Origin of the sequence: Natronobeatus ordinarius (assembly GCF_024362485.1) — an archaeon.
Taxonomy (GTDB): domain Archaea; phylum Halobacteriota; class Halobacteria; order Halobacteriales; family Natrialbaceae; genus Natronobeatus; species Natronobeatus ordinarius.
The window spans coordinates 2621995-2635954 of record NZ_CP101456.1; the positions used below are offsets into that span (position 1 = coordinate 2621995).

Below are 13960 nucleotides of genomic sequence, written 5' to 3' on the forward strand. Positions count from 1 at the left end.
GCCGATCGCGTTCGGTTCGACGGGCCTCGAGCGGATACGAACCGATCCCGACCGTCGGTCACCAACGGTAGGACAGCCCCAGTAGTATCGACTCGGGAACGGCTCGAGCGCATTGATTGGTAACTACCCAATGAGTCCAGAGTCAGTTATAACAGCAGCAAGGAGGACAAGTCCAAGCCCGCCGACCCGAACGGCTCCTGCGAGCGATGTTCGCTCCGACGGAACCGATTCACCGATAGCGAGGACGATGAAAACAAATCCAAGCGTCATCCAAGCCCCTGTCTCTCTAGTATACAGTAAGAAGAAAGAAAGACCTGCCGCAAACAAGAGTACAGCATTATACGGCCATCCTTTTGGCTTCTCAAAAATGTTCGAAACCCAGTTCGAGTCGGATGCCGTTCTGGAGGGCATTGTACTCTGGTAGTTCTCATACAGCCAAAAAAGTACTGCCATTTTCCCACATGGACTTTTATACTTGAAACAGATTACATTGCCTGCGACGTGTTCGCCCTCTACACCGGTTCGAGTACGACTTCTCGTTTTGAAGCTAGCAAATCACGCACACATTCGAGTTGCTGTCCGAACGCCTCGACCTCGCATGCCGTGGCGCAGTCCACCGCGACCTGCGCTCGAACATTTTACGTTCCAGTGATGAATCGCTACAGTCATGGCCGATACTCCGCATCCGGAGGCACAGGCACTGCTCGAGCTCGCCGACCAGCTCTCGTTGCCGCCCACGTACGCGCTGTCGGTCGAGAGCGCCCGCGAGCGTCTCGAGACGCTCGTCGCCGACCAGCCGGTCGAGGACGTCGCGAACGTAGAAACGTACTCGATTCCGGGGCCCGAGACGGCGGCCGCTGACGTGACGATTCCCGTGCGGATCTACGAACCCGAGGGCTCGCCGCCGTACCCCGTCCTCGTCTACTTCCACGGCGGCGGGTGGACGGTCGGGAGCCTCGACACCCACGACACCGTCTGTGCGGCGCTGACGAACCGGGCGAACTGCCTGACGGTGTCGGTCGACTATCGGCTGGCACCCGAACACCCCTTCCCCGCGGCCGTCGAGGATTGCTACGCCGCCCTCGAGTGGGTCGCCGCCCACGGCGCACACCTCAACGCCGACACCGACCGGATCGCGGTCGCAGGCGACAGCGCCGGGGGCAACCTGGCCGCCGCGGTGACGCTCGTGGCCCGCGACTACGGCGGGCCCAAACTCGTCCACCAGGGGCTGCTCTACCCCGCCGTCGCCTCGCCCGTCGTCCACGACTTCGAGAGCTATGCGGAGAACGCCGAGGGCTATCTCCTCGAGGCCGAAAGCGTCCGGTGGTACTACGACCAGTACGTCCAGCACCCGGTCCACGCCCGCAACGAGTACGCCGCGCCGCTGCTGGTCGACGACCTGTCGGGATTGCCGCCGGCGACGGTCGTTACGGCCGGGTTCGACCCGCTCCGGGACGAGGGAATCGCCTACGCCGAACGCCTCGCAGCCGACGACGTCGAGGTGGAGCACCGCCACTACCCGGAACAGATCCACGCCTTCGTCAGTCTCCCGACGACGATCTCACAGGGGCAGGACGAACTCGACGCCCTCGGCGAAGACCTCGCCGACGCGTTCGGCACCTGACCGCCGAACGCCACGCCTCCACCTGATCTTCGAACACTACGCCTTCCTCATGCCCAGCATTTTTGAGCTAATCCACGTAGGGATGTGATATGAGACTCCATAACAGAGAGGTTCGACAGGACGTCCGCGAGCTCGGGGCGTTGCTCGGGGACGTCCTCGAGGACCAGACCTCTCGGCGCGCGTTCGAGACGGTCGAGTCCTGCCGGACGGCGGCGATCGACTACCGGTCGGGCGACCTCGACTCCCGCGAACCGCTCGCGGCCGAACTCGAGGGACTGTCGCCCCACCGGCAGCGAGTCGTCGCCCGGGCCTTTACGACGTACTTCGAACTCGTCAACCTCGCCGAGGAGCGAGAACGGGTACGCTCGATCAGGCAGGACTCCCAGGACGGGACGCTCGCGGACGGCCTCGAGGCGGCGGCCGAGGAGCTCGCGACGACGGATCCGGAGACGGCCCAGGGGATCCTCGAGGACGTCCTGATCGAGCCGACGTTCACCGCCCATCCGACGGAAGCCCGGCGCAAGACGGTCAAGTCGAAGCTCCGGGAGGTCGCGACCCACCTCGAGACGCTGGATGAACGATTGTTGACGGACAAAGAGCGCAGCCAGCTCTGGCGCGACGTCGACGCCGAGGTGACGAGTCTCTGGCAGACCCCGCAGGTGAGAAAGCGCCAACCCGAACCCGAGGACGAGGCGCGCAACGTCCAGTGGTACTTAGAGAACACGCTGTTCGACGTCGTCGGCGAGGTGTACGACGAGCTCGCCGACGCCCTCGCCGCCGAGATCGACGCGCCCCTCGAGGTGCCCAAGCTGTTCGAGTTCCGCTCGTGGGCCGGCAGCGACCGCGACGGCAACCCCTTCGTCACGCCCGAGGTGACGGCGATCACGCTCGAACGACAGCGAGCCGTCGTCCTCGAGAAGTACTACGAGGAGCTCAAGACGCTCTCGGGCGTGCTGAGCCAGGATGGGAGCCGCATCGACGTCGGCCCCGCGTTCGAGGTCTCGCTCGCTGACGACCGCGAGGCGCTGCCGGGGAGCGCCCGGACGGCGGACGAGCGGTATCCGGGTGAGCCCTACCGCCAGAAGCTCAAGCTGATGCGCGATAGGATCGAACGCGTCGGCGACGTCCGACCCGGCGGCTACGGCTCCGTCGAGGCGTTCATCGAGGACCTCGAGGTCCTCGCCGCGAGCCTGCGCGAGAACGGCGCGGAGACGGTCGTCGAGGCCCACGTCGATCCGCTCCGTCGGCGCGCCGAGACGTTCGGCTTCTCGCTCGCGAGCCTCGACCTGCGCGATCACCAGCAGAAACACACCGACGCCATCGCCGAGGCCCTCGAGCGCGAGGACATCGACTACGCCGGGCTCGACGAAGACGGCCGGGTCGAACTGCTCACCGACGCGATCCTGCAGGACGAACCGGTGCTGGACCTCGAGGACACCGAGGGGCTCTCGACCGACTCGGCGCGCGTCCTCGAGCTGTTCTCCCAGTTCGCCGACTGGCAACACGAGTACGGCGTGCAGGCGATCGACACCTACTGCATCTCGATGACCGAGGAGCCGAGCCACGTTCTCGAGGTACTCTTCCTGGCCGATCAGGCGGGCGTCGTCTCGCTGCCCGAACACAGCGGCCTCGACGTCGTGCCGCTGCTCGAGACCGAGTACGCCCTTTCGGGCGCCCGGCGGATCATGGGGGCGCTGTTCGAGAACGAGGCCTACAGCCAGGCGCTCGAAGCCCGTGGGCGGACCCAGGAGATCATGCTCGGCTACTCCGACTCGAACAAGGAGAACGGGTTTTTAGCGGCGAACTGGTCGCTGTACCGGAACCAGCGTCGCCTGGGCGAGATCTGTGACGACCACGACGTGACGATGCGGCTGTTCCACGGCCGGGGCGGTTCGATCTCGCGGGGCGGCGGACCGATGAACGAGGCCATGCTCGCGCTGCCCAACAGCACGGTGACCGGCCAGATCAAGTTCACCGAACAGGGCGAGGCGATCGCCGAGAAGTACGGCAATCCCCGCATCGCCGAGCGCAACATCGAGCAGATGCTCAACGCCCAGCTGCGAGCGCGCAAGCAGGCGCTCGAGCAGCCCCGTGAAGAGGTTCCCGAGGCGTGGCTCGAGGCCGCGGCGACGATGGCCGACGCCGCCCGCGAAGAGTACCGCGACCTCTTAGAGAGCGAGGGATTCGTCCGGTACTTCGAAGAGGCGACGCCGATCACGGTCATCGAGGACCTCGACCTCGGCTCGCGGCCCGCCTCCCGGAGCGGCGAACGCACGGTCGAGGACCTGCGGGCGATTCCGTGGGTCTTCTCCTGGACGCAGTCGCGGTGTATCCTCCCCGGCTGGTACGGCGTCGCGGCAGGGATCGACGCCTACCTCCAGGGCGAGGAGTCGCGCTCCTCGGGCCGTTCGAACGGTGACGAGCCGCGAGACGAGGGAGACGAGCTGGAGACGCTCCGGGAGATGTACGATGAGTGGCCCTTCTTCCGGACCACGCTCGACAACGCCGCGCTCTCGCTGTCGCGCACCGACCTCGAGATCGCGTCTACGTACGCCGACCTCGCCGATCCCGAACGCCGGGAGGCGTTCTTCCCGCGGCTCACCGAGGAGTACGACCGCGCCGTCGAGCTCCTCACGACGATTGGGGAGCGAGAGACCCTCCACGTTCGCGACTGGATGGGGGAAAATCTGGCGCGACGGAACCCGTACGTCGACCCGCTGAACCTGCTGCAGGCACACCTCCTCGAGCAGCCCCAGCGATCCGACGTCGAGGAGCGGACGCTCCGGCTGACGGTCAAGGGAATCGCCGCGGGGATGAAAAACACCGGCTGAACGACACGACTTAGATGGTCGTCCACCCACGACCCACCATGGGCGGCCGATCCGATTCGAGCGAGGTGCGCCACCGCTATGAGGGAGACCTGCGACGAGGGACGTTCCTCGAGCGACCGAATCGCTTCACCATAGATCCCTAGTCGACGGTCGGAACCGGAACCGACTCGAGAACCGACTCGATCACGTCCGCCTTTTCGACGGCCTTGACCGTCGCGTCGGGCGTCAGCACGAGTCGATGGGTCAGGACGGGACGAGCCACGCGCTTGATGTCGTCCGGGGTGACGTACTCACGACCGGAGAGCGCCGCGTACGCCCTGGACGCCTCGAACAGCCGCTGGGTGCCACGCGGGGAGACGCCGATCTCGACCCGGCCGTCCACCCTGGTTTCGCGGGCGAGCCCGACGACGTACTCGAGGAGGTCCTCGTCGACGCGAACCGTCTCCGGAACCTGCCGGAGCTGGGCGACGTGATCCGGCTCGAGCACGCGCTCGACCGACGGCGTCCCCACTTCGCGGCCGGCGCGCCGCCGGAGGAGTTCGACCTCGCCCGCCTGGTCGGGGTAGCCGAGGGACGTCTTCACGAGGAAGCGATCGACCTGGGCTTCGGGCAGCGGGAACGTCCCCTCCTGTTCGACGGGATTCTGCGTCGCGATGACGAAGAACGGGCGGGGAAGCTGGCGCGTCTCGCCGTCGACCGTCGCCTGCCCCTCCTCCATCGCCTCGAGCAGGGCGGCTTGGGTCTTCGGCGGCGCGCGGTTGATCTCGTCGGCGAGGACGACGTTGGCGAAGATGGGCCCTTCGTTGAACTCGAACTCGCGCGTCTCCTCGTTGAAGACGTGTGTCCCCGTGACGTCGGCCGGCAAAAGGTCGGGCGTGAATTGGATCCGCGAAAACGAGAGCCCGAGCGCGTTTGCGACGCTCCGGGCGGTGAGCGTCTTTCCCGTCCCGGGGACGTCCTCTAAGAGCACGTGGCCACGGCCGACGACGCCGACGAGGATCGTCTCGAGAAACTCCCGCTCGCAGATGACGGCCTCGCTAATCGTCTCGAGGACGGCTGCACACTCCTTGCTCGCCTGGGAGACGTCCATGCTCGTGGCCCTCACACCGGCGTGGCATAGGGCTTCCGTTTCGTTGTCAGGTTCGTCGATCGAGTGCGGTCGGGACGGTGTGACACGCAACCGACGAACCGAAACGGATAAAATCGTTACCCGGGTATTTGGAGGTGAGCCGAGATAGCCTAGCCCGGCCAAGGCGGCAGATTCGAAATCTGCTGTCCTCACGGACACGGGAGTTCAAATCTCCCTCTCGGCGTTTTACGGCGACAACGACCGCGAGCGAAGCGAGCGGTCCGCCGCCGTAACACGCGAACGGGGAATTTGAACTAGACCGAGGTTCTGCGCCGAAGGCGCAGGTTCTCGGGCGTAGTTCAACTCTCCCTCTCGGCGCTTTTCACGACGCAACACAGCGAGCACTGTGTAGCGTGTGCTCGCCGTCCGTCCACGGCCAGCCTCGGCATCGTACTTGAACGTTCGTCCCGGTGTTTAAATTCGATTACCCGGCCAGAGGGGGTATGGGTTCAGAACAACGAATCCAGGATCGAACTGGTTCCCGACGATCGACCCGTTCGCTCGCCGCCGACGATCGTGCGATCGAGGGGCTGCCGATCAGGCTCGTGATCGCGCTCATCGTGGGCGTGGTCTCACTCGGGATCATGCTCCAGATCCTCGGCGGGGTCGACACGTTCGAGGGCAACACCGAAGTGGACGTCGAGTTCGACGACGACGTGCTCGAGCTCGGTACCGGAGACGCCAACGTTACCGTTTCCGTCGTCGACGAGGACGGGAACGAAGTCACCGATGCGACGGTGATCGCGACGGCCGGCTCAGCACGGATGGACAGTGCCGTTATCGAACGCACGCCGGAAGACGACAACGAAGTGACGATCGATCTCTCGGCTGCGGGTATCGATCTCCCACCGGACCAGGACGTCGGAACCGTCGAGTTCGAGGTAGAACCTCCCGCTGGCACGAACTGGGAGGACGAGGAGCCGAACAACGAGTTGCTGGTCATCGACCAGTAGCCGACCGGCCCGTTCGGATCACGAGGTGCGAGCAGTCGGTAATCGGTACCGATTACCGAACGGACGAATCGAGAGTGGCCTGGCGACCCGGATCGAACTCAAAGCGGTGGATGAGCGGTGGCGAGACCGACGCAATAGCGCGCTGGCGCACCGACAGCCAGACAGCCTATCCACTGACAGGGGAGAGTAGATACGAACCGTCTGTCGCCGGCGAGGAACCGGTGAACGATGGGGCGAGATGACAATTGTTCCCGTGATACAGAGCGCGCTGTCGGTTTCCCGGTACAACGACGCCGTGTGCGGTTACGCCGGAAATGACGTAGCCACAATCATTTATTGATCGATAGTTTCATCGTAGGCGTATGGACCTGAACCAGAATCCGCTCTTCTGGGCGCACCTCCGTTCGATTCAGTCGGCGATCGCTGCCCTCGCTCTCGCGGCGCTCGCACTGCCCTTTCTCCTCGAGGGGGACGAGCTGGGGCTGCTCCTCAGCATCCTCTCGCTGGTCCTTCTCGGCTACTCGTTCGTGACGGTTCAGGAAACGAAGTATCGACTGCGAAAACAGTAACCTCCACACATCGTCCGGGTATCGATCATAGACTGCCACCTCTCGTCTGTGGCAATCCACACCAGAGAGATCGACCAGCCATCGATAGCGCACCACACGTGCTCACCATCTGGCCCGGTGAACTTCGGCGACGCCGAAGGCGTCCTCGAGTTCGTGGTCGTCGAGCCGGCCGTCCCACGAGCCGAGTGGCTGGCGGTACTGCGAGGCAAACGGGCCGACCGTCACGTTCTCGAGGCGCTCGGCTTCGACCGCGAGCTCGGCGGTCACGCTGCCGTCGTCCGTGATGGCCTGCCACGCCCGCTCGCCAGTTCGTTCCCGGCTCGAGCGCTCGCGGCCACCGCGAGCCGATCCCGGGTGGTCGGGATACTCGAGCGTCGCCGGGCCGACCGCTCGCGGTTCGCCGTCGAGCCAGACGACGTTCTCGAGACCGTCGTTGAACCCCCAGACGAGGTTGAAGCCGGCGAGTTCGCCGTCGACGGCCCCGACGCCCATCGCCCACCGCCAGCGCGTCTCGCGGGCGAGCAGGCCGTGGGTGTGATCGAGCAGTCCGACGCCGTCGGCGAGCGTTCGCGACCGTCCCGCAACCGAGACGGTACCGGTCACCTGCGGTGCGAGCGCCTTCTGGGTGACGTTCAGCGCCGCTCGGTGTCCGCCGGCGACGGGACAGATCGCCGTCACGGCGTCGGCGGGCGGGGCCTCGAACGCGAGGTCGACGGCGACGTCGTCGAGGCTCCCGCGAACGCGAACGGCCGAGCCCCGGCGGTCGATCGTGAGCGGGTCGCGAGCGAGGCGGACCGTCGCGACCTGCCCTCTGGTCGGTCGCGAAGAAAGGTCGACGAGCGGGCCGGGAAGGGGCCGCGAGGCGTCGACGAGGCGCCCGCTCGTGCGGTCGGCGACCCAGCAGAAGACGGTTCCAACGGGGCCGGCGTCGACGATCGAGCCGCCGACCGCCACCTCGTCGTCCGCGGCCGCGAACCACTGCCAGTGTTTCTCCCGGAGAATCGAGGACAGTCGTCCCGCCCCCCGCCGACGCGCCTCGAACGCCGTCGACTCGAGCGATCCCCGGTAGGTTCCGAACGCGGGATTGCCGTCGACGATCGGCGTCCGGGGAGCGGGCTCGAGGGCGGGCACGTCACTCGGCCGGTTCGGCGAGGTGACGCGAGCCCTGGAGGTCGAGGCCGCCCTCGAGCGTGCGGACGGGGTAGGGGATGTCGATCCCTTCCTCGTCGAAGCGCGCTTTCACGGTGGTGACGTACTCGCCTCTGATGCGCACGAAGTCGGCTCTCGAGGGGTCGGCGATCCAGAAGCGAGACTGGAGGCCGACGTCTGAGTCCCCGAGTTCGGTCAGCCGGACCGAGGGAGCGGGCTCCTCAAGGATCTCTGGGTGTCGTTCGGCCTCCTCGACGATGAGCTGACTCGCCTGGTCGATGTCGTCGTCGTAGCCGATACCGAAGTCGAACTTCAGGCGGAGGCGGTCGCCGTCGACGGGATTCTTGATGACGCCGCCGGTGAGTTCGGCGTTCGGCACCGTCAGGAGTTCGTTGTCGAACGTACGCACGCGAGTGACCCGGAGGCTGATGTCCTCGACGACGCCCGAGTGGTCGTCCCACTCGATCCAGTCGCCGATCCGAAACGGCTCGTCGGTGTAGATGAACACCCCGGCGACGAAGTTCGCGATGACGTTCTGCATCGCGAAGCCGATCGCGAGCGCGCCGGCCGCGGCGATGCCGGCCATCGAGACGAGGAAGTTGCCGTAATCGGCGAACCCGAACGCGACCGCGACTGCGACGAACACGACGCCAAATCGCGTGAGCATCAGCAGCGGTTTCTGAGCGTGTTCATCCAGTTCGCGCCGGTCGAACGCCCGGTCGACCAGCGGCAGGACGACCAGCCGTCCGAGCGCGTAGATGACGACGAACGCGACGACGAAGAGGACCACGCCCTCGAGCGCCCCGGCGATCGCGGCGTCGCCCAGCACGTTGTCGAGTGCGTTTCCGATCGGGCCGAGCGTCGGCTCGGCGCCCTCGGCGTCGAGGAGCGGGATGACGGTCACGCCTCGTCCACCCCCGCAGTCGTCGTCAGTCGGCCGCCGTGGCTCATCGATGCAAGACGACGGTGTGTCCGCGGACGTCGACGATCGTCGCGTTCACCCGCTCGGCGAGGGTTTCGGCCTGCTCGTCGGTGGAACCGCCGGCTCTCGCCGATCTGAGGAGTTTCACTTTCACGAGGTCTCGGTCCGAGAGCTGGTCGTTGAGTTCGTCGACGACGGCCTCGAGGCCGCCTTTGCCGACCCAGACGGTTACGTCGAGGTCGTGTGCGCGCCGCTTCAGTTCCTGATCGTCCATAACCGTGCGTAGCGACGCCAACGGTTTGAATGTTCGCGATGCGGACCGTCGTGACGTCCGACGCGCGTTCGCGGCCGTCATCGATCCCCGTGGTCGCTGCCGGCCGGGGCGTCGTTCCCGGTGCCCGCGTCGTCCCGGGTGTCACCGGTGACCGAATCGTTCGTGCCGGTAGCATCGTGATCCTCGCCCCGTGGTGTCGATCGAGGACGCTCCAGTTCAGAACCGGATTCGTCCGGGACAGCGGTCGTCACCCCGGTAGAACGCTCACGCTCGCGCGTGTACAGCTCGACCAGTATATCGAGCGTCCCCAGGATGACCGGACCGAAGAACAGCCCCATGACGCCGATGACGGCGACGCCGCCGAAGATGCCGAGGATGACCGTCGCCACGCTCATCTTCGCCCCGCGACCGACGGCGATCGGCCGGAGCGCGTTGTCCGAGAGGCTCACGATCACGGCCCCGTACGCGAACAGCAGCGCACCCGCGAGCGGACGCCCCACGACGAGCAGGTAGATCGAGATTGGCGCCCAGACGATCGAGGCGCCGATCAGGGGCAGTAACGAGAGGACGAACGTGAGGATGAAAAAGAACGTGAGGCTGGGAACGCCGACGAGTGCGAGCCCGATCGTCGTGAGGATCGCCTGGACGGCGGCGACGGCGACGTTCGCGACGATCGCGACGTACAGCAGCCGATCGACGCGAGCGAACAGTTCCTCACGGACGTCGGCGCGCAACGGGAGGACGCGACCGAGCCACGCGACGAGCCGGTCGCCATCCCGAAGCAACGAGTAGAGGACGAATAGCATGACCGTCAGGCCGATCAGGAACCCCGGCACGCCGCCGGCGAGCTCGAGTGCCTGGTCGGCGACTCCGCGGGCGGCGATCGCGAGCGGTTCGCGAAGCTGCTCGTACAGCGCCAGCAGGTCGACCTCGAGGCCGAGCGCCTCGAAGCGATCTTCGAACTCCGCGACGCCGAGCTCGCCGGCTGCGATCACCTCCGCGAGGTCGGCCGCCTCGTCGATCGCGACCGCGACCAGGATCCCGAGCGGGAGGATGATGGCGACCGTCCCGAGCGCGAGGAGCAGGGCCGCCGTGGCGGTTCGGCCGAGGCGCGGCTCGAGTCGACGCCTGAGGGGGTATAAGACGTACGCGAGGACGATCGCCGCCAGGACGTACTGCAGGTACGGAAGGACGATGATCGCGGCGAGGACGCCGACGACGACGATCAGGAGCCCCAACCAGCGACGGTCGCTCGATGCTCTCGACCACTCGCCCAGGGACATACGTCCCGACTACGGTGGGGACGGTCATGATTCTGTGGCGCGCCGAGCGGCGACGATCGACGGCGGGAGCGAAAGGCCCTTAAGAGGGTACCGTCTACGGTGAAGTGGACTAGGTCGGGCAGTTTGGCCCTGCTCAGAACCCGCGCTATGGTCATTAGCGGGGACCGAATCCCGCGGGCGTCCGGTCAGACCGGCCGGGGCCCCGGGAGCCAACGTGGAAGCCTCGTCCGTCGGGGACAGCGGGCCACGACGACCGTCCGCAGGGACGACTCGTCGTGGCTAATCGGCGACAGCCCATCAGGCGCGGAAGCGAGCAGTGGACCGCCGGACACCTGTCGCTCGACGGGTCGCGGGGTGGAGGAGGCAACCGGGACTCCCCCGGCCGGAACGCCGGGCAATCGCGGGCGTCCGCACTCATACTCCTCATTCGACCGACGATCGCCGAGCGGCGCGGCCGCTCGAGTGGCCGATCCGTCATCGAAAGAGACACTCTCTCGCGCGTCGTTGGTCCGGTATGGCAACCGCTGACGACGTGACGTTCAACGCAGGCGTCTGGACCGGCTCGCTACTCGTGCTCGTAGGTGTAGTCGCGTACGTGCTGACCGACTACGCCAGCCTGACGGCGCTGATCCCGTCGCTGTTCGGCCTGTTGTTCGTCGTTCTCGGTCGACTCGGGCTCAACACGGATCGCCAGCGAGCGGTGCGCTACGGCCTGGCAGCGCTCGCGTTGATCGGGCTCGCCGGATCGGCCCAGGGCGTCGTCGACCTCGCGACGATCGCGACCGGCGGCACTGTCGAGCGCCCGATCGCCGCCGTCTCCCAGTCGGTGATGGTCGTCGTCTGCGTCTTCGTACTCGCGCTCGTCGGCCGTTCGCTCGCTGAAGCGCGGTAACGGCCGGCGTCTGAAGGCCGCTCGTCGACCTCGAGCAACCGTCGCGGCAGTGAGATCGTCGCTCTCGAGTAGCCGTCGTAACTGGTGAGCGTCACTCCGGCAGATTCGTCAGGTATTGGCGCCCGGCGTCGGTGAGGTCGTACACGCCGCTCGTCGTCGTGTGCACGTACCCGTCCCGATGGAGGTCGTAGCAGCACTGCTCGACGGTCGTCGGGTGGAGTTCGGTCGCCTCCGCGAGCGCGACCACTGTAACCGGGCCGCGTGCGTCCAATTCCTCCAGCAGTGCTCGCTCCATAGACGTGGACGCCATGCATGACACGGCCCCACATAGTGCTTTCGGCGGTGGATCCAGCTGCCAGGTGACCAGCAACCTACCCGGAACCGGCTCACCGATCCGCGACGACGATGCGGCGCGATCGCGGCCGACCCCGCTTCTGCCTCGACCGCAAAGCGGTTGAGACCCCGTTCCAATCCGACGGTATGATCAACCTCGAACTGTCGGTACGCCAGGCCGACTGCCCGCTGACGGCGGCGAGCGGCGCCTACGACGTGGCGTTCGTCACGCCACACTGGCACTATCACCACGAACGGTCCCGACTCGAGCTCCGCGTGCTCGCCGAAGCCGGCGATCGCGACGCCCTCGAGTCGGGCCTGTCACTGCTCCGACGCCACGACGAGCTTCAGTCGTTCGAACTGCTCGCGAAGTCGGGAGCCACCGCACGGGCACGGATCACGATGGGGACGACCCACGTAATGGGCGTGGTCGTCGAGCACGACGGCTACGTCACCGCCCCCTTCCGGAACGTCGACGGCCGCGAACGCTGGGCGGTCGGCTTCGACGACGAAACCACCGCCGAAACCGCCCTCGAGGCACTCCGACGCCACGACGGCGACGAGTTCGTCGTCCGCGACCGACGGACGCTCGAGCCGGCGACCGTCCTCGAGGACGTCCGGGCCGGCGAGGTCGGGACCGCGATGCTCGCGGGCGGTCGGAAGCTGACGCCGACCGAACGGGTGACGATTCACCGCGCGGTGACGGCGGGCTACTACGACGTCCCGCGCTCTGTGACGCTCGGCGAACTCGCCGCCGACCTCGCAGTCTCGGACGCCGCCGTCTCGAAGACGCTCCGGCGAGCCGAGGCGAAACTGCTCGAACCGGCGCTCGAGACGCTTACGCCCACCGACGGCGATGCTCCCCCGCAATAGCGGCCGACGAGACCCCACGTCGACCGGGGTTAACATCCTAACGAGAGCAGCCTTGCTCGAGCGACGGCAAGGACGAGTGTGTTCGAAACCGGACTGTCACGATCGTCGATCTCACCGTATCTCTTCGCACTGGCACCGCTCGCGGCCGCCGCGCTGTGGGGCGGCCTCTACGTCGTGAGCAAGTGGGGCTTCGACGCCGTCCCCCCGATGACGCTCGCGTTCTTCCGAGTCCTGATCGGTGCGTCCGCGCTCCTCTTGGTCGTCCGACTCCGCTACCCGCAGCCGTCGTTCGCCCGTCGGGATCTCCTCGGCTTCGCCGGCCTCGGCACGGTCGTCGCCGCCTCCATCGCGACGCAGTTTCTCGGCACCGACCTGACGACGGCGAGCCAGGGCTCGCTCATCACCGTTCTCACGCCGGTGCTCACCGTCTTGCTCGGCGTCACCCTCCTCGGCGAGCGCCTCACTCGAAAACTGCTGGTCGGCATCGGCCTGGCGACCGCCGGCACCGTCGTCGTCCTCTCCGGCCAGTACGACCTCACCGAGCTCTCCGGTGCGGCGACGACCGGCGTACTCATGCTGTTGCTCGCGAGCGCGACCTGGGCGGTCTACACCGTCTGGGGCAAACCCCTGATCGAGCGCTACTCGGCGCTCGAGACGGCGGCCTACTCGAGCGTCGCGTCGGTGCCGCTGCTCGCACTGTTCGTCCCCTACGAGGCCGCGACGACGGGCGTCTCGCCGTGGACGATCGAGTTCACGCCGGGGCTGGTCGCCGCCGTCGGCTACCTCGGACTGGGCGGGACGGCCGCCGCCTGGTACCTCTGGTACAAGGGGATGGAGTACGTCGGCGCGAGCGTGATCTCCGCCTTTTTCTTCGCCCAGCCGGTCGTCGGCGCCCTCTTCGGGGCGGTCTTCCTCGGCGAGAATCTCGGCACCCGCTTTCTCCTCGGTGGCGTCGTGATGGCCGTCGGGGTCTACCTGGTCGCGACGACGGGGTCCGGTCGACCGGCCGACGGCGAGACGGAGTCCGGGGTCGACGCTGGGACGTCGACCCGATCCGAGAGCGCCTGAGACTGACGGTGAAGGTGTCGTAGAATCGTTCGCAACCCCCTACGACTCCTCGACGAACGG

At 66.7% G+C, this 13960-nt stretch carries 14 protein-coding genes, 1 tRNA gene and 1 other RNA gene; 9 read left to right on the forward strand and 7 right to left on the reverse strand.

All coding sequences use genetic code 11. From position 1 onward, the window contains the following. Positions 1-123 precede the first annotated feature (123 nt). Positions 124-411 (reverse strand): DUF8011 family protein, encoded by a 288-nt coding sequence (locus tag NMQ09_RS13400; protein ID WP_255191087.1) that lies wholly within the window; start codon positions 409-411, stop codon positions 124-126. A gap of 256 nt (positions 412-667) precedes the next feature. Between NMQ09_RS13400 and NMQ09_RS13405 the strand changes: the two genes are divergently transcribed. Next, positions 668-1624 (forward strand): alpha/beta hydrolase, encoded by a 957-nt coding sequence (locus NMQ09_RS13405; RefSeq protein ID WP_255191088.1) that lies wholly within the window; start codon positions 668-670, stop codon positions 1622-1624. A gap of 89 nt (positions 1625-1713) precedes the next feature. Further along, a complete protein-coding gene (ppc, locus tag NMQ09_RS13410; protein WP_255191089.1) occupies positions 1714-4455 on the forward strand; it encodes a phosphoenolpyruvate carboxylase in 2742 nt (913 codons plus the stop codon). Between the two features lie 139 nt (positions 4456-4594). Here the strand turns inward: ppc and NMQ09_RS13415 are convergent, their stop codons facing one another. Next, positions 4595-5545, reverse strand: a complete 951-nt coding sequence (locus NMQ09_RS13415) for an AAA family ATPase (protein WP_255191090.1) — start codon at positions 5543-5545, stop codon at positions 4595-4597. 138 nt (positions 5546-5683) lie between these two features. On the opposite strand from NMQ09_RS13415, the gene NMQ09_RS13420 reads away from it, so the two are divergent. From NMQ09_RS13420 to NMQ09_RS13430, 3 genes are all read left to right on the forward strand, one after another. After that, positions 5684-5768 (forward strand) — tRNA-Ser (locus NMQ09_RS13420). A gap of 259 nt (positions 5769-6027) precedes the next feature. Then, positions 6028-6537 carry a DUF7382 domain-containing protein gene (locus tag NMQ09_RS13425; protein ID WP_255191091.1) on the forward strand — a complete coding sequence of 170 codons (510 nt, stop codon included), beginning with the start codon at positions 6028-6030 and terminating at the stop codon, positions 6535-6537. Positions 6538-6899: 362 nt separating this feature from the next. Further along, the gene (locus tag NMQ09_RS13430) at positions 6900-7106 is read left to right on the forward strand and encodes a hypothetical protein (RefSeq protein WP_255191092.1); all 207 of its coding nucleotides are present in this window, start codon (positions 6900-6902) and stop codon (positions 7104-7106) included. A gap of 102 nt (positions 7107-7208) precedes the next feature. Here NMQ09_RS13430 and NMQ09_RS13435 read toward each other — a convergent pair whose 3' ends face one another. The 4 genes from NMQ09_RS13435 to NMQ09_RS13450 form a co-directional block, all read right to left on the reverse strand. Then, complete coding sequence (locus NMQ09_RS13435; RefSeq protein WP_255191093.1) at positions 7209-8237, reverse strand: DUF2804 family protein; 1029 nt, start codon at positions 8235-8237, stop codon at positions 7209-7211. A 1-nt stretch (position 8238) separates the two neighbouring features. Then, positions 8239-9159 (reverse strand): mechanosensitive ion channel family protein, encoded by a 921-nt coding sequence (locus NMQ09_RS13440; protein ID WP_255191094.1) that lies wholly within the window; start codon positions 9157-9159, stop codon positions 8239-8241. A 43-nt stretch (positions 9160-9202) separates the two neighbouring features. Then, positions 9203-9451: a YhbY family RNA-binding protein gene (locus NMQ09_RS13445; RefSeq protein ID WP_255191095.1), complete on the reverse strand. Its 249-nt coding sequence runs from the start codon at positions 9449-9451 to the stop codon at positions 9203-9205. A 77-nt stretch (positions 9452-9528) separates the two neighbouring features. Beyond that, positions 9529-10734: an AI-2E family transporter gene (locus NMQ09_RS13450; RefSeq protein ID WP_255191096.1), complete on the reverse strand. Its 1206-nt coding sequence runs from the start codon at positions 10732-10734 to the stop codon at positions 9529-9531. Positions 10735-10836: 102 nt separating this feature from the next. Between NMQ09_RS13450 and ffs the strand changes: the two genes are divergently transcribed. Together ffs and NMQ09_RS13460 are read left to right on the forward strand one after the other, a co-directional pair. Then, positions 10837-11148: signal recognition particle sRNA (ffs, locus tag NMQ09_RS13455), an RNA gene on the forward strand. A gap of 100 nt (positions 11149-11248) precedes the next feature. After that, a complete protein-coding gene (locus tag NMQ09_RS13460; RefSeq protein ID WP_255191097.1) occupies positions 11249-11626 on the forward strand; it encodes a hypothetical protein in 378 nt (125 codons plus the stop codon). Between the two features lie 91 nt (positions 11627-11717). Here the strand turns inward: NMQ09_RS13460 and NMQ09_RS13465 are convergent, their stop codons facing one another. Further along, on the reverse strand, positions 11718-11921 hold the full coding sequence (locus NMQ09_RS13465) for a helix-turn-helix domain-containing protein (protein WP_255191098.1): 204 nt from the start codon (positions 11919-11921) through the stop codon (positions 11718-11720). 185 nt (positions 11922-12106) lie between these two features. Between NMQ09_RS13465 and NMQ09_RS13470 the strand changes: the two genes are divergently transcribed. Together NMQ09_RS13470 and NMQ09_RS13475 are read left to right on the forward strand one after the other, a co-directional pair. Continuing rightward, entirely contained in the window at positions 12107-12832 is a 726-nt protein-coding gene (locus tag NMQ09_RS13470) for a helix-turn-helix domain-containing protein (RefSeq protein ID WP_255191099.1), read from the forward strand. A 78-nt stretch (positions 12833-12910) separates the two neighbouring features. Then, on the forward strand, positions 12911-13900 hold the full coding sequence (locus NMQ09_RS13475; RefSeq protein WP_255191100.1) for a DMT family transporter: 990 nt from the start codon (positions 12911-12913) through the stop codon (positions 13898-13900). Positions 13901-13960: the final 60 nt, after the last annotated feature.